Below are 24,791 nucleotides of genomic sequence, written 5' to 3'. Positions count from 1 at the left end.
AAATTGATAAACTTGCTGAAGAAGCAATTGCAAATCATTACACACCTGGAATGCAAATTTTGGTAGCAAAAGATGGTAAAATTGTGTATGATAAAAGCTTTGGAACGCAAGATAAAAATTCTTCAAAAAAAGTGAAGTGGACAGATTTATATGATGTCGCTTCTGTAACAAAGGTAGCGGCGACGTTACCTTTGTTGATGTTGGAGGTAAATGAAGGAAAATTAAACCTCGAACAAACGCTCGGAGAAATTGATTCGGATGCTAAAAACTCGAATAAATCTATATTAAAAATTAGAGAAGTTTTAGCGCATCAAGCTGGTTTAAAACCTTGGATTGGTTTTTATAATGAAACCGTAAATGTAAAAAATGCACGATTATATTTAGATTTCTATTCGAGAAAACAAGACGAAGAACATCAAATAAAAGTTACAGATAATATTTATATTATTAATTCTATAAAAGATACAATTTACGAGGATATTTATAAATCTCAACTTGGACATAAATCTTATGCATATTCAGATTTGGGTTATTATATTTTCAAGAAAAAATTAGAAAATGATTTTGGGAAAGATTTGAATCAATTGACTCAAGAAAAATTTTATCAATCATTGGGAATGTATCGCACAACTTTCAATCCGAAGGAAAAATTTAGTTTAGAAGATATTATTCCTACTGAATACGATAAAACTTATAGAAATCAATTAATTCATGGTTTCGTTCACGATCAAGGTGCAGCAATGTTAGGCGGAATTGCAGGTCATGCAGGTTTGTTTTCAAATTCTATTGATTTAGCAAAATTGATGCAAATGTATTTGAATGGAGGTGAATATGGTGATGAGGTTTATTTGAAACCAGAAACTATAGCAGAATTTACCAAACAACAATTCAAAGGAAATTATCGTGGTGCAGGTTTTGATAAAATAAAATCAGTTTCGAAAGTTGGTCCATCAGCCGAAAGTTTCGGGCACACAGGTTTTACAGGAACAATGGTTTGGGCAGATCCTAAATATAATTTGATTTATATTTTTCTTTCCAATCGAGTGAATGAAACTGTTGAGCCAAATTATCTTTCCATTAAAAAAGTACGAGAAAATATTCGACAAGTAATTTATGATGCAATTTTGCCTTAAATTTGTCTAAATAAGAATCGCAAATGAAAATAGGAATTGTATGCTATCCAACTTACGGAGGAAGTGGAATTGTGGCAACAGAACTGGGAATGGATTTAGCGGAAAAAGGGCATGAAATACATTTTTTTAGCACAAATGTTCCTGCGAGATTAAACATTAAATTATCAAATATATACTTTCATCGAATTCATGTCGAAACATATCCTTTGTTTCAATATCAACCATACGATTTGGCGTTAAGTACAATTTTATATGATAAAGTTTTGCTTTATGAGCTGGATTTGGTGCATGTACATTATGCTATTCCGCATGCATATGCAGCATATTTTACGAAGCAAATGTTGGCGAGAAAAGGATATAAATTACCAATTGTAACAACTTTGCACGGAACAGATATTACGTTGGTTGGAAAACATCCGGTATATAAAACAGCAGTAGAATTTTCGATCAATGAATCGGATGCTGTAACATCAGTTTCCGAAAGTTTAAAACAAGATACGCTTTGTGCTTTCGACATTACAAATGAAATAGAAGTTGTGCCGAATTTTATAGATAACGAACAATATCTTCCAGAAAAATGTGTGTGTTGTCGAGATAATTTTGCTCAACCAGACGAGAAAATTATTTTACATACTTCGAATTTGAGAAAAGTAAAACGTATAGAAGATGTAATTAAAACATTTTATTTAATTCAGAAAGAAATTCCATCTAAATTGGTTATTGCTGGCGAAGGACCAGAATGGGAAATGGCTGATCAAATGATTCAAGATTTAGGAATTCAAGATAAAGTGAAAAGTCTTGGAATGGTAAATGATTTGAATGATGTTCTCAAAGCAGCCGATTTATTCCTTTTACCATCCGAACAAGAAAGCTTTGGTTTAGCAGCACTCGAAGCAATGGCAGCAAGTGTTCCGGTTGTTTCCTCAAATGCAGGCGGACTTCCAGAAGTTAATATAAATGGTGTTACAGGATTTGTTTGTCCAGTTGGAGATGTCGAAATGATGGCACAAAAGGCAATTTATATCTTAGAAGATGATAAGCGCTTAGCAGAGGTTAGTCATCAAGCAAAAGAACAAGCAATACGATTTGATAAAACGAATATTCTTCCAAAATACGAAGAACTTTATCGTAAAGTTATTGCAAAATCTAAAATCGGGTAAATCCCGATTTTTTTATTTAATAGAAATTTCATTTTTAATTTTCCTCATTCACATAACAAAGCCTTATTGAAAAACTGACAAATTATTTAATTGGCACAAGGTTTGTCTTATTTATAGTTGCTTTTCCAATAGCTTTAAACGAGAAGAATATCACATTCATTTTGATGTTATGAAAAGCTTTCGTCAGTTAAAAATAGTTTTACTGACACATTGAACGTACAAAAAAATTATGAACATAGACAATTTGTCATTAGCACAAGTAATGGAAGAAGAAATCGAATTAATTCCTTTGATGAGTAAAGACGAAGAAAGCAAGCTGAATAAGCAAGATATTTCTTCAGTATTGCCTATCTTATCTTTAAGAAATACTGTTTTATTTCCTGGCGTAGTTGCACCAATTACAGCAGGTAGAGATAAATCTATCCAACTTTTAACACAAGCGTATAAAGAAGATCGCATTATTGGTGTGCTTTCACAGAAAGAAATTGCAGTAGAAGATCCAACAAAAGACGATTTATACACAGTTGGTACAGTTGCAAAAATTATGCGAATGATAAAATTGCCTGATGGAAACATCACGGTGATTTTACAAGGAATGAAACGTTTTAAAATTAAAGAATTTGTTACTGATGATCCATATTTTAAAGCAGAAGTAGAAATTTTATCAGAAAAAGTCCCAACTTCTCGCAATAAAGAATATCCAATTATCATTGATTCAATTCGTGATTTAGCTTTTCAGATTGTAGAAGAAAACCCAATGTTGCCTTCAGAAGCTGCAGGAGCTATAAAAAGCATCGAAAGTAATACATTTTTAATCAATTTTGTAGCCTCTAATTTAACATTAAGCTTAGACGAAAAACAATTGTTGTTAGAAATTTCTGATATGAAACTTCGTGCAATGGAAGTAATGCGTTTTATGAATGTTGAGTTGCAAAAATTAGAATTAAAGAATACGATTCAGAATAAAGTTCGTAAAGAATTAGATCAACAACAAAAAGAATATTTCTTAAATCAACAAATCAAATCAATTCAAGAAGAGTTAGGAGGAAATTCGACAGAAGAAGAAATTAATGAAATGCGCAAACGTGCGCTAACAAAAAATTGGAGTGAAGAAGTTGCTAATCATTTTGATAAAGAAATTAATCGTCTTTCTCGTCTAAATCCACAAATGCCTGAACATAATATTCAGCGAAATTATCTAGAATTTATGCTGGATTTACCTTGGAATGTTTTGACGAAAGATAACTTTGATATCAAACATGCGAAGAAAATTTTAGATCATGATCATTATGGTTTAGAAGATGTGAAAGAACGTATTTTGGAACATCTTGCAGTATTGAAATTAAAAGGAGATATGCGTTCGCCAATTCTTTGTTTATACGGACCTCCGGGAGTTGGAAAAACATCGTTGGGAAAATCTATTTCAGAAGCGATTGGTCGTAAATATGTTCGTATGTCATTAGGTGGATTGCACGACGAATCAGAAATTCGTGGGCACCGTAAAACATATATCGGTGCGATGCCAGGACGTATTTTACAATCAATAAAAAAAGCAGAATCTTCGAATCCTGTTTTTGTTTTAGATGAGATTGATAAAATGACAGCAAGTGCGCATGGAGATCCTTCATCAGCAATGTTAGAAGTTTTAGATCCGGAACAAAACTCGACTTTCTATGATAATTTCTTAGAAATCGGATACGATTTATCGAAAGTATTTTTCGTTGCAACAGCCAATAATATTGGCGATATTCCAAGTCCATTGCGAGATCGTATGGAGATGATTAATATTGCAGGTTACACAATAGAAGAGAAATCTGAAATTGTAAAACGTCATCTTTTACCAAAACAATTAACAGAACATGGTTTAAAAGAGAAAGATGTTGTATTAGGTAAAAAAGAAATTGAATATTTAATTACAGGTTATACGCGCGAATCTGGAGTTCGTAAATTGAATCAGAAAGTAGCTAAATTGGTTCGTTCTGCAGCAAAACATATTGCATTGGAAGAAGAATTTAATGCTAAATATTCTATCGAAGATATTTCGAAAATCTTAGGACCTTCTATTATACCAGATCAATATGAGAACAATGAAGTTCCTGGAGTTGTAGTTGGTTTAGCTTGGACAAGTGTTGGAGGAGATATTTTATTTATCGAATCTATTTTATCTAAAGCGAAGAATGGTGGACTTTCGATTACAGGAAATCTTGGAACGGTAATGAAAGAATCTGCGACAATTGCATTAGAATATATCAAAGCACATGCGGACGAATTAGGTATCAAACCAGAAGTTTTCGAAAATTATAAAGTTCATATTCACGTGCCAGAAGGAGCAACGCCAAAAGATGGTCCATCTGCCGGAATTACAATGTTGACATCTTTGGTTTCGTCTTTTACACAACGTAAAGTGAAAGCTAAATTAGCAATGACAGGAGAAATTACACTTCGTGGAAAAGTCTTGCCAGTTGGCGGAATTAAAGAGAAAATTTTGGCTGCGAAACGTGCAAATATCAAAGAAATTATTTTGTGCGAAGATAACCGAAAAGATATTGAAGAAATAAAAGAAGAATATATAAAAGGAATGACTTTTCATTTTGTAAAAGAAATGAAAGAAGTTCTAGAAATTGCTTTAACAAATCAAAAAGTAAAAGGAGCAAAGGTTTTGGATTAATCTGAAATTTTCTCAAAGCAAAAAAAGGAACTCAAATTTGAGTTCCTTTTTTTATATATTCTATTCTTAATTTTGACCTATAATTAACCTTACTTTATCTTATAAGAAATTCCCCAAAAAACAGGCATATTGAAAGGTCCACTATATTTTCCGTAACCAGGAATAACCAAAGGATCTATTCCCTGATCTTTTTTACCTCCAATATAAGCTGCAGGATGCAAAGCTAATTCACCATAAAAATTCTTGAAAATCTCTACACGTCCTCCAACAACAGCTTCTATCCAATAACTACTTACATTTGCTTTTGGCAAACTTCCTCTATTGATAATCTCATTCGATTGTAAATCTCTAATCGGATAACTATTGATGGTTTGCGAATATTTAGAATACGCAATTCGTCCACCAATGTAAATTCCGTTCGATTGATTTTCTACATCTTGCGTAACAAACCAATTTGCTCCAAGTTTTGCAAAAACACCATCTACATCAACATTCCAATTGATTTCATTGAATTTATTTTTTTCAAAACCAGCTTCTACAACAGCATGCCACTTATTATTGATTTGATAAGAAGCATAAGCACTAACTCCTTTTTTATCGTTGAAAGCAGAAACAATTGGATTGAAAACATCTACACCGATAAAAATATCATGGTGTTTTTTCTTTGGAATAGAATCTGTAACCGAAACCTTCGTCGAATCAGTTTTATTTTCTTGACCAAATGCAAAACTAGTTGCGTTCGTCAGCAAAAAGCTTAATAACAGTTGTCGAACCATCTTTTATTTCAGTATTTACAGTTTCTATATTTTTTATCCAATTTCCAGCTCCACTTCCAGTTTTTCTAACCAATTCTACATCGACTCCTTCGAAAGTTAATCCAAAACCACAAGCTTTAGAAGTATATGAATTGCCAATTGTATCATACTTAAGAATCAAACGATCTCTTTTTGCATAAATTGTTCGTATAACTTTATTGTTATCGTCTGTAATTGGAACATCTCTTCCTCTTGCAACGGTATAATAGATTTCTTTTTTCTTATTATTACGAATTGGAGCAGCAAAAGAAGATTTCATATTTACAGATCCTTGATCAATTAATATTGTATCTTTATTTGTTCCAGTTGGGATAGAATCTTTTAAAACATAAGCCCAATAGAAAATAGTATCTTCTAATTTCGTAGTTTTATCAATGTTGTAATACATATCTACAACCATACGAGGTACTTCGCCTTCATCGGTACAAATATCATCGTCTTCGCAACTATATAATACAAAACTTGTCAAAATAGCAGCGATTGAAACTGATAAGATGGTTTGAAATTTTTTCATTTTTTTGGATTGAATTTTAAATTCGCTCTAAAAGTACAATATTTTCTACATGATGTGTTTGTGGAAACATATCAACCGGCTGAACTTTAACAATTTTATATTGATCTTTCATCAATTCTAAATCGCGCGCTTGTGTAGCAGAGTTACAAGAAACATAAACAATACGTTTAGGATTCATGAACAAAATATTTTCAACCACTTTTTTGTGCATTCCATCACGAGGAGGATCAGTAATCAAAACATCTGGAATTCCATGTTCGTTGATGAAATCTTGATTCAATACATCTTTCATATCACCACAATAGAAATCGCAATTATCTATTCCATTAAATTTTGCTGCTGCTTTTGCAGCATCAATAGCTTCTTGAACAGATTCTACACCAACTACTTTCTTCGCTTTTTTCGAAACGAATTGTGCAATTGTTCCTGTTCCTGTATATAAATCGTATACTAGCTCATTTCCAGTTAATCCTGCAAAATCACGTGTTAACTTGTATAATTCGTAAGCTTGTTCTGGATTTGTTTGATAAAAAGATTTTGGACCAATTTTAAAGTTCAAATCTTCCATCTTTTCCATAATATGATCTTCTCCTGCAAAAACTTCAATGTCTAAATCATAAACAGAATCGTTTTGTTTAGGATTAATCGCATATAATAAAGATGTGATTTCTGGGAATTTATCTTTTAGATTTTGTAAGAAAGCTTCGCGATTTTCTTTTTCTTCACGGAAGAACTGAACTAAAACCATTACTTGTCCATTCTGAGAAGTACGAATCATTAATGTTCTTAATAAACCTTCTTGATTCTTCAAATCGAAGAAATCTAAATGATGTTCCAATGCAAAACGTTTTGCTTCGATACGAATCGCATTCGAAGGATCGCGTTGCAAATGACATTTTTTGATATCTAAAACTTTCGACCAAGCTCCAGGAATATGGAATCCAATAACATCTCTATCATCAAATTCTTTTCCAGATTGAATTTCTTCTAATGTTAACCAACGAGCATTAGAAAATGTAAATTCTAATTTATTACGATAAAAATATTGTTCCTTTGATCCTAAAATTGGAACGATTTCAGCTTCTAAATCTTTGAAACCTCCAATGCGAACCAAATTATTTACAACTTCGTCGTGCTTAAATTTAAGTTGCGCTTCATAGCTCATATCTTGCCATTTACAACCACCGCAAACACCAAAGTGCTCACATTCTGGTTCAACACGATAAGGAGATTTTGTATGAATTTCAATTGCTTGACCTTCCAAATAGCTGCTTTTTTTCTTTAAAACGTGTACATCTACAACATCTCCAGGAATCGCACCTTTTATCAAAACAGTTTTTCCTTCCTCTGTTTTACCAACTGAAACACCTTTTGCACCAGCACGTAAAACTTCTATATTATTTAATATGATTTTTTGCTTAGATTTTCTTGACATTTTGCAAAGGTAATGAAGTCGTAGAAATATTCAATTTTTTATCTTTTTTTGGAATCAATCTTTGTATTTTAAATATTATTTCTATTTTTACAACATAAAATCTATCGGAATTATAGATTAATAATTTTTATGAAAAATTTAGTACTTAATATAATCTCAATGTTTATGGGTTACTCTTTCGAAATGGAGGACTCTTTTGTGCTATATTAAGTTGAAAAATAATAGTTCATAAACTCCTCTAAGATTTTGAGGAGTTTTTTATTGTCAAAAAATAAGTTTGAAAAGAATGTCAAGTCAAGAAAAAAATTATTTAAATCAATTAGAAGACGAAGCAATCTACATTTTGAGAGAAACAGCAGCTCAGTTTGAACGTCCAGCTTTGTTATTTTCAGGAGGAAAAGATTCGATTGTTTTAATTCATTTAGCATTAAAAGCCTTTCGTCCAGGGAAGTTTCCTTTTCCTTTGGTTCATGTTGATACTGGACACAATTTTCCTGAAGCAATAAAATTCAGAGATTATTTAGTTGATAAAATTGGTGAAAAACTGATTGTTGCTTCTGTTGAAGATGCAATAAAAAAATATAATTTGAAAGAAACTGCTGGTCGTTTTCCTTCTCGAAATGCCTTGCAAACATACGCATTATTAGATATTATTGAAGAAAATGAATTTGATGCATGTATTGGTGGAGCGCGTCGCGATGAAGAAAAAGCACGTGCAAAAGAGCGTATTTTCTCAGTTCGTGATGATTTTGGTCAATGGGATCCGAAACTTCAACGTCCAGAATTATGGAATATTTTGAATGGAAGAATCGAAAAAGGACATAATGTTCGTGTTTTTCCAATTAGTAATTGGACAGAATTAGATGTTTGGAATTATATCAAGAAAAATAACATCGAGTTACCAAACTTATATTTTGCTCATGAACGAGAATGTATTGTTTATAATGATAAATTGATTGCGACTTCAGATTTTATTCAACCAAATGAAAATGATGAGGTTGTTGTAGAAAAAGTTCGTTACAGAACGGTTGGAGATATGACATGTACGGCTGCTGTACCATCGGATTCTTCTACGATAGATGATATTATTACAGATATTATCAATACAAGAATTAGTGAAAGAGGGCAAACTCGTTTAGACGATCAATTATCAGAATCAGCAATGGAAGACCGCAAAAAACAAGGTTATTTCTAGATCATATTTTTTCAAACAAAACTCTATAATATCTATAGAAATTAAGTAAAATGAATACATTAAAATTTATAACAGCAGGAAACGTTGATGATGGTAAAAGTACTTTAATAGGACGTTTACTTTATGATTCAAATAGTATTCACACCGATCAATTGGGTGTTTTAGAAAAACGTAAATCAAACGAAGATGACGAAATAGATTTGTCTTTAATTACAGATGGTTTGCGTGCAGAGCGAGAACAAGGAATCACGATAGATGTAGCGTATAAATATTTTTCTACTTCAAAACGAAAATTTATTATCGCAGATGCGCCTGGACATGAACAATATACACGAAATATGATTACCGGAGCTTCAAATTCAGAATTGATAATTATTCTGGTTGATGCTCGAAAAGGAATCACTTCTCAAACGAAACGTCATGCAAGTATTGGTTCGTTAATGGGAATTAAAAAAGCAATTATTGCAATTAATAAAATCGATTTAGTAGATTATTCTCAGGATATTTTCGAAACGATAAAAAGTGATTTTCAGCAAATTCAAAATCAATTGAATTATGATGAAGTGACTTTTATTCCAGTTTCTGCTTTGGTTGGAGATAATATTGTCGATAAATCAGAAAAAACACCTTGGTATAATGGTGAAACATTATTGCATCAATTAGAAACAGTTTCAATTGAAACGGATAAAAAATTAGCAGCTCGTTTTCAAGTACAATGGGTGATTCGTCCAAAGGATGAAGAACATCATGATTATAGAGGATATGCAGGACAAATTTTGAGTGGAGTTTATAATGTTGGAGATTCAGTAAAAGTTTTTCCATCAAATATCGAATCAAAAATTGTTAAAATAGAACGACATTTAGAAGAAGTTGATCAAGCTGAAGCTGGAGAAAATGTTGTTTTGCATCTCGAAAATAATATTGATATCAGCAGAGGAGATACAATTGTTAAAACTTCGGAAGAACCACAATCGACAAACGAGCCAAAAGCATGGATTTGTTGGTTAGATAATCAAGCATTGCAGCAAGGAAAAACATATGTTTTACAACATCGTTTTCATTCGGTTCGTGCAAAAATCAAAACAATTAATCAACAATTAGATATTAATAATTGGGAATTTATTCCGTCTGATGAAATCAAACTAAACGATATTGGACAAGTTGTTTTAAAAACAAATCAACCTTTGTTTTTTGATTCTTTCAAAGAAAATATTCATACAGGAAATGCAATTTTGATTGATGAAACAACGAAAAATACAGTTGCAGCTTTGATGTTTATAGATTAATTTTTTAATAGTTAATCAATTGATGAATGGAAAATAATTTATTCCCAATATTTTTAAAAACAGAACAGTTACGTTTTCTTATTGTTGGAGGCGGAAAAGCTGCTTTAGAAAAGCTGTCGGTATTAATTAAACAAAATCCTTCGGTAAACGTAAAAGTTATCGCAAAGGAATTCAAACAAGAATTGAATGATATTTTTGTGGATTATCCTACAATAAAACAAGAAAATCGTGCTTTTACAATTCATGATTTAGAGCATGTTGATGTAGTAATTGTTGCGATAAAAGACAAAGAAATAATACAAAAAATTAAGGAAAATGCCAACGAAAAAGGGATTTTAGTTCATGTTGTTCATCAACCAGATTTATCTGATTTTTATTTCGGAACTATTGTAAAAAAAGATCATCTTAATATCGCAATTCATGCAAATAAGAAATATCATAAAACGGAAAAATATTTAAGTAATTATCTTTCAGATATTATTCCAGATTCGATTGATGAGAAGACTGAAAATTTTAATCAATTAACTTCTTCAGTTGAAGGAAAAAAAATATCAAAAAAATATAAACGATTAGTTACTGAAATTACGTTAGTTTTCTTTGCATTGTTCATAGGATATGCATTGTCTTCAATTGTAAGTTTTTCGGAAGCAAAAGATTTTGTGCTTCATATTCCAAATGTATTTTATGTCATGTTAGCGATTGGATTTTTTGCTCAAATGGTTGATGGCGCAGTTGGATTAGGTTATGGAGTAACTTGTTCTACAAGTATGATGTTATTCGGTGTTAATTTGCCTTCAATAAGTGGAAGTATTCATACAGCAGAAATGTTTTCGAGCGGAATTAGTGGTTTCTCTCATTATAAATTTGGTAATGTAAATAAGAAATTATTGGTTGCGTTAGCTATTCCAGGAATAATTGGAGCAATTTCAGGCTCATTATTGTTGGTTTATTTGGGAAATAAATATGAAACAATAACTTACGGAATTTTAGCTTCTTATACATTAATTATCGGAATTCGATTAATCATTTTAGCATTCAGAAAAAAAATAGAACGTAAAAAAGTAAAAAGAGTTGGACTTTTAGGATTCTCAGGAGGATTTTTAGATGCCTTTGGAGGTGGAGGTTGGGGCCCAGTTGTAACATCCACTTTATTAGCAAAAGGAAAAAAATCAAACTTAGTTGTAGGAACTGTTAGTTTAGCTGAGTTTTTTGTAACGCTTTCTGCCTCTTTAACCTTTTTTGTTGCTTTAGGTGTAAGTCATGGATTTATCATTGCAGGTTTAATTATTGGCGGCGCATTAGCAGCTCCAATTGCAGCAAAATTAGCAGGCAAAATTCCTCAAAAAATAGCTGTTTTAGCTGTTGCTTTTCTGGTTATAATTTTTAGTATTCGTATTCTTTTTAAAATGTTATAAATTATTTAGCAATCAAATAGTAAATAAAAACACTCTTCATCTCGTATGTTGAGTGTTTTTTATTGTTTTTTTTCTAAAACATATTTTTCCAAGATATATTTAGAAACAGGTTTTAATGTTTTACCATTTTCTGGATGTAAACCATAATTTGTATAAATGTTATTAAATGGCTTATATAAAGTTATTTATGAATTAATTTTAATAATTATCTTATTAAAAAAATATTTTTTGTTTGTCTTAAGCTCTAAGAATTGATATTTTGACTTTTACGTTAATGTTTAATTCAAAAGAATTGAATTTTATTTTTTCAGTTTTATTCTCTTCAATTATGATATTTTTAAATTCTAGATTAAAATCTCTGAAACTTTCATATCCAATATAGTTAGCCAGAATATTTAAAATATCTATAGATATATTTTTTTCCTCAATTTCATTTTTCTCTAAATAATCATAGTATCTCGAAAAAGTTTTGGAACTAATTGAAAAATTGGTTGCTTGTTCTAAATGTTTTGCAAGAGCGTTTTTTATTTCACTTTCACGTTCTCTTTTTGCTTTCTCAAAAACCTTTTCGAATAACTGTTTTTTTGTAGACATTTCACTTTTAATTCTTTTACAAAGAAGACAAATTTTGGTCAAATTAAATTACGGTTTTACGTAAAGTAGGTTGTCTAATAATTGTCTAAAACTTGTCTATTTTTTGTCTATCAGATATTTTACGTTCTGTATTTACTTTGCAACAGAAATCAAAATAAAACAAAATAATTTGATTTCTAAAAATATAGGATTGAAAATAGTTAAGGCTAACTGATGGGAAGCATTTTTCCTTAACTGTTTTCATTCTATAAAACTTCCCAATAAGAAGCGCTTCTTTTTTTTCGGTGTATAAGACTTGCAATCTGTTTTGCAAGGAAGAGCACTTATGTCAAAAAAATAAAATTTAAAGTTATGTTCGAATTATTATTCGCTTTATTGGGATTCTTTTTTCCTAACCAAAATACAAATACAATTTCTCAAGATAATCATGCATCTGTATACAAATTATCAGCAGATAATAGTATAGAAGGAGAAACAAATGGAGAAACAGGTAACACTCCACCAAAAAAATAAACTTCGAACGGATAGAGAAATCTATCCGTTTTTTCTTTAGCTTTATTGAGTAAATATGAAGTTTTGGAAAGAAGTTTATTTATTGGATTAATTTTATTTATTTTTGGTTGTCAACAAGCTCAAGATGAAAATTCTAAGGAGGATACAACTTCTAATAGTGAAATTTATGAAACAGCTTGGAAATTTTATGAAAAAGAAGAAAGTGACAGTGCTTATGCTTATTTTAATGAAGCCAAGAATGTTTTTCTAAAACAGAATAACAAATCTCAAGCAGCAAAATGCCTGATTAATATGGGATATATTTCTAAGGATAAAGGAGATTTATTTGGAAGTCAAGAATTAACCATAGAAGCAATAAAACTTTTAAATCCTAATGAAAAAGATAAAAAAGAAATTTTATCTAGTGCTTACAATAATTTAGGACAAACTCAACATAAGTTGGGAAATTACAAAGAAGCAATAAATTATTACAAAAAAGCAATAGAATATTATCCTGATAAAACGGCTTATGTTATCAATCAAAATAATATTGCAAATAGTTATCGTTACAATAATCAATTTGATGAAGCTATAACGATTTACCAAAACTTATTAAAAGATAATAAAATTACTGAAAATCCGAAAGAATATGCTCGTATTTTAGATAATTTAGCTTATACAAAATGGTTGCAAAATAATGAGCAATTTGTAGAAGAAGACTTGAATAAAGCGCTTGCAATTCGAGTAGATGAAAATGATTTGTGGGGACAAAATGCAAGCTACGCACATTTAGTAGATTATTATTCGAATTTAGATCACAAAAAAGCTTTGGATTATGCTTATAAAAGAAAAGAAATAGCTTTCGAAAATAATAGTATAGATGATCAATTAGAAGTTTATGAACAACTTATTTCATTAGAAAATTCAATAAATTCTAAAAAATATTTTGATGATTATCAAAAATTAAATGACAGTATACAGCTTATACGCAATAAATCCAAAAATCAATTTGCCTTAATACGTTACGATTCAGAGAAAAATAAAGCAGATTTTCTAAAAGCTGAAGCAGAAAACGAAAAAAAGAAAAATGCTATTTTAAAACTTTATATTCTAATCGGATTTTTAATCGTGCTTTCTATTTTTGGCTATTTTATAAGCCGAAAAAGAAAACAGAAATTACAGCAAGAAAAGATTCTGGAAGTAAAGAAAACAGAACTGAAATATTCGAAAAAAGTTCATGATAAAGTAGCAAATGGAATTTATTATGTAATGTCTGATATTGAGAATAAATCGGAATTGAATAGAAATGAAATTTTAGATAAATTAGAAATCGTTTATGAAATTTCTCGAGATATTTCTTATGATAAAATAGATAAAAATCAACAAAGAAATTTTGCTGAAAAATTATCCCAATTAATTAGTTCTTATGATTCGGAAATTGTTAAAATATTTTTGATTGGAAATGAAAACAAACTTTGGAAAAAAGTTGAAGATCACGTAAAAACAGAGATTTTCTTGGTTATGCAAGAACTCTTAACAAATATGAAAAAGCATAGCGAAGCTACGCAAGTAATTCTAAATTTTAAGGAAGAGAACGAGCAAATTATCATAAAATATTCAGATAACGGAATCGGAATTTCTGACTTACAACCAAAAAATGGTCTTCAAAATACGGTTTCACGTATTTCTAATTTAAATGGAGATATTATTTTTGAAACTGAAAATGTAAATGGTCTTCAAATTATGATCAAATTTTCAATTCAAAACCCAAATAAAAAATATGTTTAAAAAAGTATTAATTGCAGAAGATTTTGAAAGTTTTAATATTTCAGTTCAGAAAGTTTTAAAAGATTTACAAGTTGAAAATCCTGATTATGCTTTTTATTGTGATGATGCCTTTTTGAAAGTAAAAAAAGCATTACACGATAATCAACCTTACGATCTACTAATTTCTGATTTATCTTTTGAAGAAGATCATCGCAAGCAAAATTTGAAAAATGGAAAAGATTTAATAGAAGCTGTAAAAACAATTCAGCCAAACCTAAAAGTAATTGTTTTTTCGATAGAAAAGAAAGCTGATATGGTAGACAATCTTTTTAAAAAATATCAAATAGATGGATTTGTAGCAAAAGGTAGAGAAGATTCGAAAGAGTTGAAAAAGGCAATACAAACAGTTTTTGCAGATGGTAAACATTTGGAATTGAATGTGAAACGTAGTATAAAACAAAAAAATACATTAGAGTTTACTTCGTACGATGTAACGATTGTTTCATTACTTTCGAATGGATTTTTGTTAAAAGATATTCCAAATTACTTAACAGAAAAGAATATAAAACCTTCAAGTAAAAGTAGCGTAGAAAAAAGATTGGGCGTACTAAAAGAATCATTACAAATTACAAGTAATCATCAATTAGTTGCCTTTTTTAAAGATTTGGGTAGTATTTAACCCAAATCTTTACACCATTTTTTTACAAAAATTTCTTGTAGTTGTTCAATTTCTTTTTGGTAAATCGTATTTTTTCGAGATCCGAAATAGAGTATATTTTCTAATGGTTTTTCTCCTTGCCAAACCAATTTTATTTTTCCAGAATTTAAAGCTTCTTGGCACAAAAAATCAGGAACAATAGAAAAACCATTTCCATCGCTCAAACAACGAATAATAGAACTGATATTTGGAACGATATAATTTGGTTTGAAATCTGGATGTTCTTTAAAATTTTGCATCCAAAAATTTTTCAAATGTTCCATATCTGCAGCTGTACTGTACCAAAGATTATCTTTTAATTCATTTTTTAATGCTTTGTAATCTTTGTCGAGTAAATTTTTTTCTACAGAAGTTAAATCTGTATTATTTCCAGCAATTAAAATAATTCTTTCTTTAGAAAAAGGCTGATAACAAAGGTTTTTTTGTATATTTTTTTGCGGAGTAATAATCAAATCCAATAAACCATTATCCAAATCTTGATGCATTAATTTATAATCACCAAATTTGATAATTAAATTAAAATCTAATTCAGAAACATGTTCTTCTAATGTATATTGAAAAGTTTCAAAACACATTCCAATACTAATTGTTGCTCGATCTTTCTCTGATCGTTTATGAAAATGTTGTTCAGCAGATTCTAATTTTTGAATAGGTTCGACTATAAAATTATATAAGATTTTTCCTTTTTCAGTGGGAACCATTTTTCGTGCCGAACGATCAAATAATTTGTAACCTGTATATGCTTCTAATGAATTGAGATGCAGACTTACGCCAGGTTGCGAAATAAATAATTGTTGTGCAGCAGCAGATAAAGTTCCTGTTTCGTAAATTGCCTTAAAGGTTCTAAACCACTCAAGATTTGATTGCATAATTTCTTAAATTAAATTTTATTATAAGCTAAATCCTCTAAAAATTAATAGAATCAGTTCTTCACTTTTTTAAAATGAGATTGTTTTCTATTTCTATAATAATTATAATACAAATGTATAACTTAACTTATTTTAATAATAGAAAAACTTGTCAGAATTTTGTGTCATCAAAAAAGAAAATACAATGAAAAATGTTTTTATTATAAATGGAGGACTTAAACATGCGCATTCAGGCGGAAAATTAAATCATTCTATTACAAATTGGTCAGAAGAAATATTAAAAGATTTAGGGTTGAATATTCGAATAACAGATATCAATGATGAATTTGATTCACAAGAAGAAGTAGAGAATTATAAATGGGCAGATTTGATCATTTATCATATTCCAATTTGGTGGTTTCAGGTTCCTTATCGTTTCAAATTCTATATTGATGATGTTTTTACAGCAGGATATAACAATGGAATTTATGCAAGTGATGGGCGTTCGCGAAAAAATCCTGCAATTAATTATGGAAAAGGAGGATTAATGCACGGAAAAAAATATTTGGTAACAAGCACTTGGAATGCACCAAAAGAAGCATTTACATTAGAAGGAGAATTTTTTGAACAAAAATCTGTAGATGATGGTGTTTTGTTCGGGTTTCATAAGATGAATGAATTTACAGGAATGACAAGATTGAATGGTTTCCATTTTCATGATATTGAGAAAAATGCAACTCCAGAACTTATAAAAGCTTACGAAAATGAATATAAATTATTCTTGAAAAATGAAATTGAACAACAATTGAAAATGATTTAATAAAAGTATAATTAAAAGTAAAAAACCTTCCATTTTAGGAAGGTTTTTAAGTTTTATTCTGCTAAAAGTTTTTTAATATCTTCTTTTAAAAATTCTATTTCAGGATGATATTTTCCACCTAAAGAAGGTTCTTTTCCTTCAGGATCTTTGTAATTCAAACCTGAATAAAACAACATCGGAACACCAGATTTATTATAACGACTTCTGATATTTCCTTGTTTGTCAACCAAAGCTAACTTTCCGCTATGATTCAAACCTTCTGCTGTTGTTTCATCTTTACCAACATAAATATTAAATTGATCAGAAAGTTGTTCAATTTCCTTTCTATCAGCGGTTAAATAATGCCAATTCGGAGATTTTACACCAATTTGGTTTGCATATTCTAACAAACGAGCAGGAATATCGCGTTTCGGATCGATTGTAACCGAAATAAAACCAAGGTTTTTATTCGTTATTTCATCTTCTATCGAGCGTAGATTATGGCTCATAACAGGACAAATTGTTGGACAACTTGTAAAGAAAAACTCTACAACATATACTTTTCCCAACATATCACGATTGGTAATTGTTTCATTATGTTGATCTGTCATCGAAAATTCCGGAACTTTCATTACAGTATAAAGTTCATCTTTTGGTTTATTTTTTAGCCAAAAAACAGTTCCTACAACAGCTAAAACAATAACAATAAAAGCAATTAACTGTTTATTCATGAATATATTTTTCAGGATTTTTCAGAAACTCTTCTTTGCACATTGTCGAACAAAAACCATATGTTTTTCCTTTATAATTCGCTGTATCACTCAAATGATCAGCTGTTTTCATTCCACAAATAGGATCAGCTTCATTTACAACTGCAACATCCAATTTGTTTGCAGCTTTCATTTCTTCGTGAGAAATATGTTTCACTTCAAAATTTTCTTCTTTAGCTTGTTCTTTGTTACAAGAAAGTAATGTAAATCCTAAAATTGTAAAGGAGAATATATTTTTTAAATTTTTCATTTTAAATTGTTTATTTATAATTAATTATAATCTTATTTTGTAGTTTTTATATAGATATAATTAAACAATTGGCGGATGAAAAACTAAACGAATAATATAATTAGAATCAATATCTTGATAATTATCGATTGACGATTTATTCTTTTCTATAAAATAATGTTGTGGAGAAATATTTTGTTTCTGAGGAACAATTGCATCCAATATTTTGACCGAATTTTTGACAAAATGATTTTCGGTCGGATTTTTTTCATTTTCCGAAACCTCTTTTTTCAAATAACAAAAACCATTGCAAAGCAATTCGGGTTCTTGTCTATTTTCACAAAGTTCATTTGCGATTTCATCATAATTCAAAACATAATCTATCATCGGCATTAAAGGACGAAATGCGATAGAAAAGATAAGCGATATGAAAAATAGTATACGCAAAAAACGAATTTATTGGCAAATTTAACCAAATTGATTGAGGTTGAATATGATAAATTTTATGAATTTAAAAGAAAGATTTATCATAATATTCACTTTTATATTCTACAAAATTTTTATCTTAAAACAGATTTTTCAATCCCTAAATATTTATGAAAAAAAGTATGATTTTAGATTTTACAACAACAGAAGAATTAATGCAATTCTTAGTTGAAAATCAAGATGAAAATCCTCTATATAAAAATGTTATAAATAAATTTGAATACGAAACTGAATTACTAAAATTACAATCGGAATTAGTAAATCTTCAAAATTGGATTTCTACAGAAAAGAAAAAAGTTGCGATAATTTTTGAAGGAAGAGATGCATCTGGAAAAGGAGGCACGATTCGACGTTTTCGCGAACATCTTAATCCGCGTTCTATGCGTGTTGTTGCGTTAAATAAACCGACCGAAGTAGAACAAAATCAATGGTATTTTAATCGTTATATCAAAGAACTACCAAATGCCGGAGAAATTGTCTTTTTTGATAGAAGTTGGTACAACAGAGCAGTTGTAGAACCTGTTATGGGTTTTTGTACGGAACAACAATATGAACAATTTATGGTACAAGTTTCTGAGTTTGAGCATATGTTGTACGAATCTGGAACATATATTATTAAATTATGGTTTTCTGTAACCAAAGAAGAGCAGCAAGCTCGTTTTGATTTAAGATTAAATAATCCACTAAAAAAATGGAAATATAGCCCAGTCGATGCAAAAGGACAAGAACTTTGGGACGAATTTTCTCATTATATCAATCAAATGTTTACACGAACACACAACTCTTTTTCGCCTTGGATAATTGTTAATGCAAACGATAAAAAAGCAGCAAGATTAGAATCTATTCGTTATGTTCTTTCTTTGTTTAATTATAAAGGGAAAGAAGATGCAGAAGCCAATTTAATGGTTGATCCAAATGTGATTGAGCGTTATTATCGAAAAGTAAAAAAAATGAATTATTAATTTTAAAATAACTTGAAATGGAACTAAAACCGAAAGATTTAAAATTAATTCAAACAAAAAAAGGACTTATTGGGCTTTTGAAATCTGATCACGGAAAACTGAACTTTACTAAAGCCTTGCGTACTGTAAAATATGAAAATAGAATAGAACAACTACAAGAAGAATTAATAAAACTGCAAAGTTGGATAGTTAAAAACAAGGGAAAAGTAATGATTGTTTTTGAAGGTCGAGATGCTGCAGGAAAAGGAGGAGCAATTCGCCGAATTGTGGAACATCTTAATCCACGAGAACACAGAATTGTAGCGCTTCCTAAAGCCAATGAAGTAGAACGAGGACAATGGTATTTTCAGCGTTATGTACGTCAATTACCTCGCGAAGGAGAAATTGTTTTTTTTGATAGATCTTGGTACAACAGAGCTGTTGTAGAACCTGTAAATGATTTTTGTACAAAAGAAGAATATGAAACTTTTATGAATGAAGTGAATGATGTCGAAAAAATGTGGATTAATTCAGGAATCTATTTAATTAAAATTTATTTTTCTATTACAAAAGAACAACAAGCAAAGCGATTTGCAGACATTATAAATTCACCAACCAAAAAATGGAAATATAGTTCTGTTGATCAAAAAGCCCAAGATTTATTTGATGTGTATTCAGCTTATAAAGATGTCATGTTTAAGAATACAAATACAAAAAATGCGCCTTGGAAAGTAATTGATGCGAACAAAAAATACAAAGCTAGAGTAGAGGCAATGGAATATATTCTATCCAAAATTCCTTACGATGATAAAAATAAACGTATTTTGAAACATCAAGATTTAGAAGAAGAAAATTAATCGTAAAAACCTAAAACTATGGCTGAATTTGATTTAAATGATTTAGAAAAAATAAATGATAAACAAGAAATCATTGATTTTTTAGTTGAACATGATATTATAAAAGAAAAGAAATTCAAAGAACAATTAGCTTACGAGAAAGAATTAAAACAACTTCAAGAAAAATTATTAAAAATTCAATCTAATATTATAAAGGATAATAAACGTTTATTAATTATTTTCGAAGGAAGAGATGCAGCAGGAAAAGGAGGAACTATTTCTAGGATAACAGAATTTCTAAATCCTAAAAAATATCGCGTAGAAGCTTTACCAAAACCAACAGAAATCGAGCAAGGACAATGGTATTTTCAACGTTATTTTAAGAAATTACCAAATGCGGGAGAAACTGTTTTCTTTGATAGATCTTGGTATAACAGAGCCGTAGTAGAACCTGTTTTCGGGTTTTGTACGAATGATCAATACGCGAAATTCATAAAACAAGTTACAGAAGTAGAACAACTTTTACAAGATGATGGAATTATTTTAGTTAAAATATTTCTTTCAATTTCGAAAAACGAACAAGCAGAACGATTACAAGATCGAAAAGAAAATGAATTGAAACATTGGAAATTAGGCCCGTTGGATCAAAAAGCTCAAGAATTGTGGGATGTCTATTCAAATTATATTGAAAAGATGTTTCAACAAACAGGAACTAAAAGTTCACCTTGGATAGAAATTGAAACAGATGATAAAAAAACAGCGAGAATTCTAGCTATGAAATCAATAATTTCACAATTAGAAAATAAAACTTTTGAGAATGAATTAATAAAAATTCATTCATAAATTAAAGAGAATCATTTGTATAATTAATATTTTTGATTAATTTTGCATCCACATTGTTCAACCTCTGACGAAAGACGTTTAAGTTGCTCAATTTAAATAAATTGAAATTATAATAATGGAAAATTTAGTAAAATACGTACAAGAAAAATACGTAGCTAAAAAAGAGTTCCCAGCTTTCGCAGCAGGTGATACTATTACAGTTTATCAAGAAATTACAGAGGGTGGAAAAACTCGTGTTCAGTTCTTTAAAGGGGTTGTTATCCAAAGAAGAGGACAAGGAACAACAGAAACTTTCACTATCCGTAAAATGTCTGGAGATGTTGGTGTAGAGCGTATCTTCCCAGTTAACATGCCAGCGTTACAAAAAATTGAAGTTAATAAAAGAGGTAAAGTTCGTAGAGCTCGTATCTTCTACTTCAGAGCATTACGTGGTAAAAAAGCTCGTATCAAAGACGCTGCTTACTAAAAACTGCTTTTTTAGGAAAAATAAAAAATCCCTTCAATATATTGAAGGGATTTCTTATTTTATAAATGTTTATTTGAAATAGGCATCAGAAGTTCTAGCAGGACTTTTTGTTTCTGGCCATTCTTGTTGTTTTCTATCTTTATTAGCTGGTAAAATACGACGATCACGATTTACTAAATCTTTTTCTTGATCTGCCATCATCGCTAAGGTTGCAGTTAAAATAGCGTTACTTTGTACTTCTTCAAAAACAATTTTATCATAAGTATCCTTATTCGTATGCCAAGTATAGGTACCATAACCCCAATTTAGAGAACTAAGTCCAAATGCTGGTGTGCCTGCAGCGATAAAAGAAGCATGATCCGAACCACCGCTACTTGGTGTTCCTGGAAAATCTGTTTTGATTTCTTTTGTAATAAAATTAGGAACAGCTTGTAACCAGCGTGTCATGTATTCGTAAGATTTTTCAAAACCAGAACCGTTGATGTAGACAACTCGTCCAGTTCCATTATCTTGGTTGAAGACAGCTTGCGTATTTTTAATAATTTCTGGATGATCTTCAACAAAAGCACGAGAACCATTTAGTCCTTGTTCTTCGCTTCCCCACAAACAAATCAAAATTGTACGTTTATTATTTGGGTATAATTTTTTGATTGTACGAATAGCTTCCAGCATTGTAATTGTTCCTGTTCCGTTATCTGTTGCACCTTGTGCACCATCCCAAGAATCGAAGTGAGCAGAAAGAATGATGTACTCGTTTGGTTTTTCTTTACCTTTTATTTCTCCAATAATATTGAATGTTTTCGTAATACCATTGTGTTTAGATTGTGCATCGATCGTTAATTTTGGAGCAGTTCCATTTTCGGCTAAACGATATAACATTCCGTAATCTTCATTTGAAATGTCTAACATTGGAATTGTTTTCGTTTTAGCACCAAAAATTCTATTTGCGCCCATAGTTCCAGTCCAATTTGAGATAGCAACTGCAGCAGCTCCATTTTTTTCAAAAACTTCAGGAAGTGTATTGTTATTGTAACCTGTTACTTTTATAGAATTTGTCCAGTTTTCAGCTTCAGTTTTTCTATTTTCAGTTACTTTTTTATACAAATCTTCTGTACCAAATTCTTTGTATTGATAATTAGAACGACCGTAAGATTGGTTCTGTGACATTAAAACAACTTTTCCTTTTACAGAAGGTAACCATGCATCAAATTCTGCTTTTGTTTTGAAAATTGGCATTGCAATTACATCAGCTTTGATAGCTTTTTTTGTTGCTGGTGACCATGCGAGTTGAGTTGCTTCAATAGATTTTGCTCTTGGATAAATCATGTCAACATGCGTTATTCCGCGTTCCCAAGCTTTCCATGTTCCATAATCTTCGCGTCGAGCATCAATTCCCCAAGCTTTTAATGTTTTAATCGCCCATTCTCCAGCTTGATCCATTTGAGGAGTTCCAACTAAACGTGGACCAATACCATCTAATAATTCATGTGAAATTTTCTTTAACTGCGAATTATTTTGAATCTCAGTGACAAAGCTTTGTACAGTCGGATTTAATTTTTCCTGTGCTTGCGCATGTACTGCAATAGATGATAAAATGATTGTAGAGTAGGTTAATGTGTTAATCAATTTCATTATTAAATTAATTTCGTGTGATAAATTTTACTAATTAGATCTAAATTAAGTTATTTTCGGAAATAAAAAAAGACATCTCAAGGTGTCTTTTAAAATTTATGTTTTTATGAAAATATAATATTGTTTTTTTTGAAAAATGAATTTAAAAAATCCTCAACTTCGAAAAATTGAGGATTACTAACCAACTAAAAATAACTATATCTATGAAATATGTATGCTTCTTTTTTCTTTAGGTAAAGCTTCTTCTTTTTTAGGTAAAAGTATTTGTAAAATTCCGTTTACATAAGAAGCTTCTATTTTGTCTTCGTTTATTGTTTCTGGCAATGTAAATGCTCTTTTGAAGTTTGAAAAATTAAATTCTCTTCTCGAAAATTTTTCTTCTTTCAATTCTTCCGTTTGTTTTAGTTCTGATGAGATTTTCAAAATATTTTCATCAACTTCTATTGCGAAATCTTCTTTATTCAATCCAGGCGCAGCTAATAAAATTTCGAAACTATTTTCATTTTCTTTGATGTTAACTGCTGGAAATTGATTTTGAGAATTAACAAAAGCTTCTAATTTTGGTCGCATTCCATTTTCAAATCCAAAAGGATAATAATTTTCTTTTCTAACCGTATTCATTTTTATATGTTTAAGTTTTTGATTTTCATTATTGTTATTTAATGCTTTTCAAATTACATGCAAAACAGTTTAAAGAGACAAAATGTCTTGTTTTTAGAAAATTACAATGTCAAAAAGTCTGAATTTATTAGTTTTAAAATATAAAAAATCCTGAAAATTTACTTTTCAGGATTGTGACTTATTCTATAATGATTTAAAAATTTAGATTATTTGTAAATATCATCTAAAACTTTTGCTAAACGAATTCCTCCTTTTAATAATTGATCTTCGACAATATGTTTATTATCAAAATGATAACGATAACCTAATTTATCATCCATTTTTACTCCAGCATAAATGTTGTTTGCAAGAACATAAGAACCATAAATCCAATCAGCATACGTTCCTTCTTTTATTTTTTCTTGTTGTTCTTTTGGTGCAATATCCAATAAATTAGAGTATTCTGTGTATGAATAATTTTCGTAATCTACCAATTTAGAATCCCAAACGGTGTGAATATTTACTTTGTCACGAAACCATTCTACTTTTATACGATTTCCTCCCAAATCATCTGGGCGACCAACGTGAAGAGGTTGATGCGCATCACCAAGAATATGGATTAAGAAATATAAATCGTGTTGTTTTTCTTCTATTGTAAGGTTTTTATTGTTTTTTAATTCATTTATTAAAAACAATCCCTTTTTGTACATATTATCTTCTGAAGTTTGCGCTAAAGCAACATCAAATTGTTCACGATTTAAATTTCCTGGAATGTTTACATAATGATAAGAATCTGCATGTTTCCAAGAATCGTCAGATTTGATAAAATCTGGCCAGTTTGCCCAATATGCTAACTTTTGTGGACCAATAATTTTTGTAATTTCTTTACGAGTTTTTTTGCTAATATGTTGTTCTGCAATTTGAGAAACTACTCGGTGACCTGTTAATCCCCAAGCTAAAGCATTTTCTGAAGCTAAAAATGCTCCTAAAAGCATTGCACTTCCTATAATTTTTTTCATTCTGTGAGCTCGATTTTTGGCAAAGGTAAGGAAACTAATTCAAGTAAAATGAGTGATTTTTGAACGTTATTTTAAGAGAAAGTTAATATTTTTTCAAAGCAAATTATATGATTTTTGATGAGAATTCATC

General features: G+C 30.0%; 25 protein-coding genes. 14 read left to right on the top strand and 11 right to left on the bottom strand.

Features of this window, described 5'->3' with window-relative positions; translation table 11 throughout:
• Positions 1–2: 2 nt before the first annotated feature.
• The 3 genes from ACMHJW_RS09080 (at position 3) to lon (ending at position 4,961) form a co-directional block, all read left to right on the top strand.
• Positions 3–1,133: a serine hydrolase domain-containing protein gene (locus ACMHJW_RS09080; protein WP_413533118.1), complete on the top strand. Its 1,131-nt coding sequence runs from the start codon at positions 3–5 to the stop codon at positions 1,131–1,133.
• 23 nt (positions 1,134–1,156) lie between these two features.
• Complete coding sequence (gene bshA / locus ACMHJW_RS09075) at positions 1,157–2,293, top strand: N-acetyl-alpha-D-glucosaminyl L-malate synthase BshA (protein WP_413533090.1); 1,137 nt, start codon at positions 1,157–1,159, stop codon at positions 2,291–2,293.
• Between the two features lie 229 nt (positions 2,294–2,522).
• Positions 2,523–4,961, top strand: a complete 2,439-nt coding sequence (lon, locus tag ACMHJW_RS09070) for an endopeptidase La (protein WP_413533089.1) — start codon at positions 2,523–2,525, stop codon at positions 4,959–4,961.
• A gap of 89 nt (positions 4,962–5,050) precedes the next feature.
• Here lon and ACMHJW_RS09065 read toward each other — a convergent pair whose 3' ends face one another.
• The 3 genes from ACMHJW_RS09065 to rlmD are packed head-to-tail and all read right to left on the bottom strand — an operon-like array spanning position 5,051 to position 7,725.
• Complete coding sequence (locus ACMHJW_RS09065; protein WP_413533088.1) at positions 5,051–5,737, bottom strand: DUF6048 family protein; 687 nt, start codon at positions 5,735–5,737, stop codon at positions 5,051–5,053.
• On the bottom strand, positions 5,691–6,290 hold the full coding sequence (locus ACMHJW_RS09060; RefSeq protein ID WP_413533087.1) for a DUF6452 family protein: 600 nt from the start codon (positions 6,288–6,290) through the stop codon (positions 5,691–5,693). Before ACMHJW_RS09060 ends, ACMHJW_RS09065 begins: the two co-directional genes overlap by 47 nt.
• A gap of 16 nt (positions 6,291–6,306) precedes the next feature.
• Positions 6,307–7,725 (bottom strand): 23S rRNA (uracil(1939)-C(5))-methyltransferase RlmD, encoded by a 1,419-nt coding sequence (gene rlmD, locus ACMHJW_RS09055; protein WP_413533086.1) that lies wholly within the window; start codon positions 7,723–7,725, stop codon positions 6,307–6,309.
• Positions 7,726–8,011: 286 nt separating this feature from the next.
• Between rlmD and cysD the strand changes: the two genes are divergently transcribed.
• From cysD to ACMHJW_RS09040, 3 genes are read left to right on the top strand one after another with little or no spacing between them, the layout of a single operon-like run.
• A complete protein-coding gene (gene cysD / locus ACMHJW_RS09050) occupies positions 8,012–8,920 on the top strand; it encodes a sulfate adenylyltransferase subunit CysD (protein WP_413533085.1) in 909 nt (302 codons plus the stop codon).
• A gap of 50 nt (positions 8,921–8,970) precedes the next feature.
• Positions 8,971–10,206 carry a sulfate adenylyltransferase subunit 1 gene (locus ACMHJW_RS09045; RefSeq protein WP_413533084.1) on the top strand — a complete coding sequence of 412 codons (1,236 nt, stop codon included), beginning with the start codon at positions 8,971–8,973 and terminating at the stop codon, positions 10,204–10,206.
• 26 nt (positions 10,207–10,232) lie between these two features.
• The gene (locus tag ACMHJW_RS09040) at positions 10,233–11,621 is read left to right on the top strand and encodes a TSUP family transporter (RefSeq protein ID WP_413533083.1); all 1,389 of its coding nucleotides are present in this window, start codon (positions 10,233–10,235) and stop codon (positions 11,619–11,621) included.
• Positions 11,622–11,858: 237 nt separating this feature from the next.
• Here ACMHJW_RS09040 and ACMHJW_RS09035 read toward each other — a convergent pair whose 3' ends face one another.
• On the bottom strand, positions 11,859–12,215 hold the full coding sequence (locus ACMHJW_RS09035; protein WP_413533082.1) for a hypothetical protein: 357 nt from the start codon (positions 12,213–12,215) through the stop codon (positions 11,859–11,861).
• A gap of 351 nt (positions 12,216–12,566) precedes the next feature.
• Here ACMHJW_RS09035 and ACMHJW_RS09030 point away from each other — a divergent pair, with 351 nt between their 5' ends.
• The 3 genes from ACMHJW_RS09030 to ACMHJW_RS09020 all read left to right on the top strand — a co-directional run bounded on the left by ACMHJW_RS09030 (position 12,567) and on the right by ACMHJW_RS09020 (position 15,153).
• Positions 12,567–12,728, top strand: coding sequence for a hypothetical protein (locus ACMHJW_RS09030; RefSeq protein ID WP_413533081.1), 162 nt, complete (start codon positions 12,567–12,569; stop codon positions 12,726–12,728).
• A 63-nt stretch (positions 12,729–12,791) separates the two neighbouring features.
• Entirely contained in the window at positions 12,792–14,495 is a 1,704-nt protein-coding gene (locus ACMHJW_RS09025) for a tetratricopeptide repeat protein (protein ID WP_413533080.1), read from the top strand.
• Positions 14,488–15,153: a response regulator gene (locus ACMHJW_RS09020; protein ID WP_413533079.1), complete on the top strand. Its 666-nt coding sequence runs from the start codon at positions 14,488–14,490 to the stop codon at positions 15,151–15,153. The genes ACMHJW_RS09025 and ACMHJW_RS09020 overlap by 8 nt, the downstream gene beginning before the upstream one ends.
• Here ACMHJW_RS09020 and ACMHJW_RS09015 read toward each other — a convergent pair.
• The gene (locus ACMHJW_RS09015; RefSeq protein ID WP_413533078.1) at positions 15,150–16,061 is read right to left on the bottom strand and encodes a LysR family transcriptional regulator; all 912 of its coding nucleotides are present in this window, start codon (positions 16,059–16,061) and stop codon (positions 15,150–15,152) included. The two genes, ACMHJW_RS09020 and ACMHJW_RS09015, sit on opposite strands and share 4 nt — an antisense overlap.
• Positions 16,062–16,245: 184 nt before the next feature.
• Between ACMHJW_RS09015 and ACMHJW_RS09010 the strand changes: the two genes are divergently transcribed.
• The gene (locus tag ACMHJW_RS09010) at positions 16,246–16,860 is read left to right on the top strand and encodes an NAD(P)H-dependent oxidoreductase (protein ID WP_413533077.1); all 615 of its coding nucleotides are present in this window, start codon (positions 16,246–16,248) and stop codon (positions 16,858–16,860) included.
• 53 nt (positions 16,861–16,913) lie between these two features.
• Here the strand turns inward: ACMHJW_RS09010 and ACMHJW_RS09005 are convergent, their stop codons facing one another.
• From ACMHJW_RS09005 to ACMHJW_RS08995, 3 genes are read right to left on the bottom strand one after another with little or no spacing between them, the layout of a single operon-like run.
• Positions 16,914–17,570, bottom strand: a complete 657-nt coding sequence (locus ACMHJW_RS09005; protein WP_413533076.1) for an SCO family protein — start codon at positions 17,568–17,570, stop codon at positions 16,914–16,916.
• Positions 17,563–17,859: a YHS domain-containing protein gene (locus ACMHJW_RS09000; protein WP_413533075.1), complete on the bottom strand. Its 297-nt coding sequence runs from the start codon at positions 17,857–17,859 to the stop codon at positions 17,563–17,565. The genes ACMHJW_RS09005 and ACMHJW_RS09000 overlap by 8 nt, the downstream gene beginning before the upstream one ends.
• Positions 17,860–17,919: 60 nt before the next feature.
• Positions 17,920–18,285: a hypothetical protein gene (locus tag ACMHJW_RS08995; RefSeq protein WP_413533074.1), complete on the bottom strand. Its 366-nt coding sequence runs from the start codon at positions 18,283–18,285 to the stop codon at positions 17,920–17,922.
• A 149-nt stretch (positions 18,286–18,434) separates the two neighbouring features.
• Between ACMHJW_RS08995 and ppk2 (ACMHJW_RS08990) the strand changes: the two genes are divergently transcribed.
• The 4 genes from ppk2 (ACMHJW_RS08990) to rplS all read left to right on the top strand — a co-directional run bounded on the left by ppk2 (ACMHJW_RS08990) (position 18,435) and on the right by rplS (position 21,410).
• The gene (gene ppk2, locus ACMHJW_RS08990) at positions 18,435–19,286 is read left to right on the top strand and encodes a polyphosphate kinase 2 (protein ID WP_413533073.1); all 852 of its coding nucleotides are present in this window, start codon (positions 18,435–18,437) and stop codon (positions 19,284–19,286) included.
• A gap of 17 nt (positions 19,287–19,303) precedes the next feature.
• A complete protein-coding gene (ppk2, locus tag ACMHJW_RS08985; protein ID WP_413533072.1) occupies positions 19,304–20,122 on the top strand; it encodes a polyphosphate kinase 2 in 819 nt (272 codons plus the stop codon).
• An 18-nt stretch (positions 20,123–20,140) separates the two neighbouring features.
• Positions 20,141–20,944 carry a polyphosphate kinase 2 gene (gene ppk2, locus ACMHJW_RS08980; protein ID WP_413533071.1) on the top strand — a complete coding sequence of 268 codons (804 nt, stop codon included), beginning with the start codon at positions 20,141–20,143 and terminating at the stop codon, positions 20,942–20,944.
• Positions 20,945–21,059: 115 nt separating this feature from the next.
• Positions 21,060–21,410 carry a 50S ribosomal protein L19 gene (rplS, locus tag ACMHJW_RS08975; RefSeq protein ID WP_413533070.1) on the top strand — a complete coding sequence of 117 codons (351 nt, stop codon included), beginning with the start codon at positions 21,060–21,062 and terminating at the stop codon, positions 21,408–21,410.
• Positions 21,411–21,479: 69 nt separating this feature from the next.
• Here rplS and ACMHJW_RS08970 read toward each other — a convergent pair whose 3' ends face one another.
• The 3 genes from ACMHJW_RS08970 to ACMHJW_RS08960 all read right to left on the bottom strand — a co-directional run bounded on the left by ACMHJW_RS08970 (position 21,480) and on the right by ACMHJW_RS08960 (position 24,661).
• The gene (locus ACMHJW_RS08970) at positions 21,480–23,042 is read right to left on the bottom strand and encodes a M20/M25/M40 family metallo-hydrolase (protein WP_413533069.1); all 1,563 of its coding nucleotides are present in this window, start codon (positions 23,040–23,042) and stop codon (positions 21,480–21,482) included.
• A gap of 201 nt (positions 23,043–23,243) precedes the next feature.
• Positions 23,244–23,663 carry an Hsp20/alpha crystallin family protein gene (locus tag ACMHJW_RS08965; protein ID WP_413533068.1) on the bottom strand — a complete coding sequence of 140 codons (420 nt, stop codon included), beginning with the start codon at positions 23,661–23,663 and terminating at the stop codon, positions 23,244–23,246.
• 206 nt (positions 23,664–23,869) lie between these two features.
• A complete protein-coding gene (locus tag ACMHJW_RS08960; protein ID WP_413533067.1) occupies positions 23,870–24,661 on the bottom strand; it encodes a S1/P1 nuclease in 792 nt (263 codons plus the stop codon).
• Positions 24,662–24,791: the final 130 nt, after the last annotated feature.

The sequence above is a fragment of the Empedobacter brevis genome (assembly GCF_965118635.1).
GTDB lineage: Bacteria > Bacteroidota > Bacteroidia > Flavobacteriales > Weeksellaceae > Empedobacter > Empedobacter brevis_A.
The sequence above is the reverse complement of the archived record's forward strand: the minus strand, read 5'-3'. Positions and strand labels throughout refer to the sequence as shown.

What these genes read in the sequence shown, in the direction of transcription:
- bshA (WP_413533090.1), top strand. Translation starts at nt 1,157, where the DNA reads ATGAAAATAGGAATTGTATGCTATCCAACTTACGGAGGAAGTGGAATT.
- lon (WP_413533089.1), top strand. Translation starts at nt 2,523, where the DNA reads ATGAACATAGACAATTTGTCATTAGCACAAGTAATGGAAGAAGAAATC.
- ACMHJW_RS09065 (WP_413533088.1), bottom strand. Translation starts at nt 5,737, where the DNA reads ATGGTTCGACAACTGTTATTAAGCTTTTTGCTGACGAACGCAACTAGT.
- ACMHJW_RS09060 (WP_413533087.1), bottom strand. Translation starts at nt 6,290, where the DNA reads ATGAAAAAATTTCAAACCATCTTATCAGTTTCAATCGCTGCTATTTTG.
- rlmD (WP_413533086.1), bottom strand. Translation starts at nt 7,725, where the DNA reads ATGTCAAGAAAATCTAAGCAAAAAATCATATTAAATAATATAGAAGTT.
- cysD (WP_413533085.1), top strand. Translation starts at nt 8,012, where the DNA reads ATGTCAAGTCAAGAAAAAAATTATTTAAATCAATTAGAAGACGAAGCA.
- ACMHJW_RS09045 (WP_413533084.1), top strand. Translation starts at nt 8,971, where the DNA reads ATGAATACATTAAAATTTATAACAGCAGGAAACGTTGATGATGGTAAA.
- ACMHJW_RS09040 (WP_413533083.1), top strand. Translation starts at nt 10,233, where the DNA reads ATGGAAAATAATTTATTCCCAATATTTTTAAAAACAGAACAGTTACGT.
- ACMHJW_RS09035 (WP_413533082.1), bottom strand. Translation starts at nt 12,215, where the DNA reads ATGTCTACAAAAAAACAGTTATTCGAAAAGGTTTTTGAGAAAGCAAAA.
- ACMHJW_RS09030 (WP_413533081.1), top strand. Translation starts at nt 12,567, where the DNA reads ATGTTCGAATTATTATTCGCTTTATTGGGATTCTTTTTTCCTAACCAA.
- ACMHJW_RS09020 (WP_413533079.1), top strand. Translation starts at nt 14,488, where the DNA reads ATGTTTAAAAAAGTATTAATTGCAGAAGATTTTGAAAGTTTTAATATT.
- ACMHJW_RS09015 (WP_413533078.1), bottom strand. Translation starts at nt 16,061, where the DNA reads ATGCAATCAAATCTTGAGTGGTTTAGAACCTTTAAGGCAATTTACGAA.
- ACMHJW_RS09010 (WP_413533077.1), top strand. Translation starts at nt 16,246, where the DNA reads ATGAAAAATGTTTTTATTATAAATGGAGGACTTAAACATGCGCATTCA.
- ACMHJW_RS09005 (WP_413533076.1), bottom strand. Translation starts at nt 17,570, where the DNA reads ATGAATAAACAGTTAATTGCTTTTATTGTTATTGTTTTAGCTGTTGTA.
- ACMHJW_RS09000 (WP_413533075.1), bottom strand. Translation starts at nt 17,859, where the DNA reads ATGAAAAATTTAAAAAATATATTCTCCTTTACAATTTTAGGATTTACA.
- ppk2 (WP_413533073.1), top strand. Translation starts at nt 18,435, where the DNA reads ATGAAAAAAAGTATGATTTTAGATTTTACAACAACAGAAGAATTAATG.
- ppk2 (WP_413533072.1), top strand. Translation starts at nt 19,304, where the DNA reads ATGGAACTAAAACCGAAAGATTTAAAATTAATTCAAACAAAAAAAGGA.
- ppk2 (WP_413533071.1), top strand. Translation starts at nt 20,141, where the DNA reads ATGGCTGAATTTGATTTAAATGATTTAGAAAAAATAAATGATAAACAA.
- rplS (WP_413533070.1), top strand. Translation starts at nt 21,060, where the DNA reads ATGGAAAATTTAGTAAAATACGTACAAGAAAAATACGTAGCTAAAAAA.
- ACMHJW_RS08970 (WP_413533069.1), bottom strand. Translation starts at nt 23,042, where the DNA reads ATGAAATTGATTAACACATTAACCTACTCTACAATCATTTTATCATCT.
- ACMHJW_RS08965 (WP_413533068.1), bottom strand. Translation starts at nt 23,663, where the DNA reads ATGAATACGGTTAGAAAAGAAAATTATTATCCTTTTGGATTTGAAAAT.
- ACMHJW_RS08960 (WP_413533067.1), bottom strand. Translation starts at nt 24,661, where the DNA reads ATGAAAAAAATTATAGGAAGTGCAATGCTTTTAGGAGCATTTTTAGCT.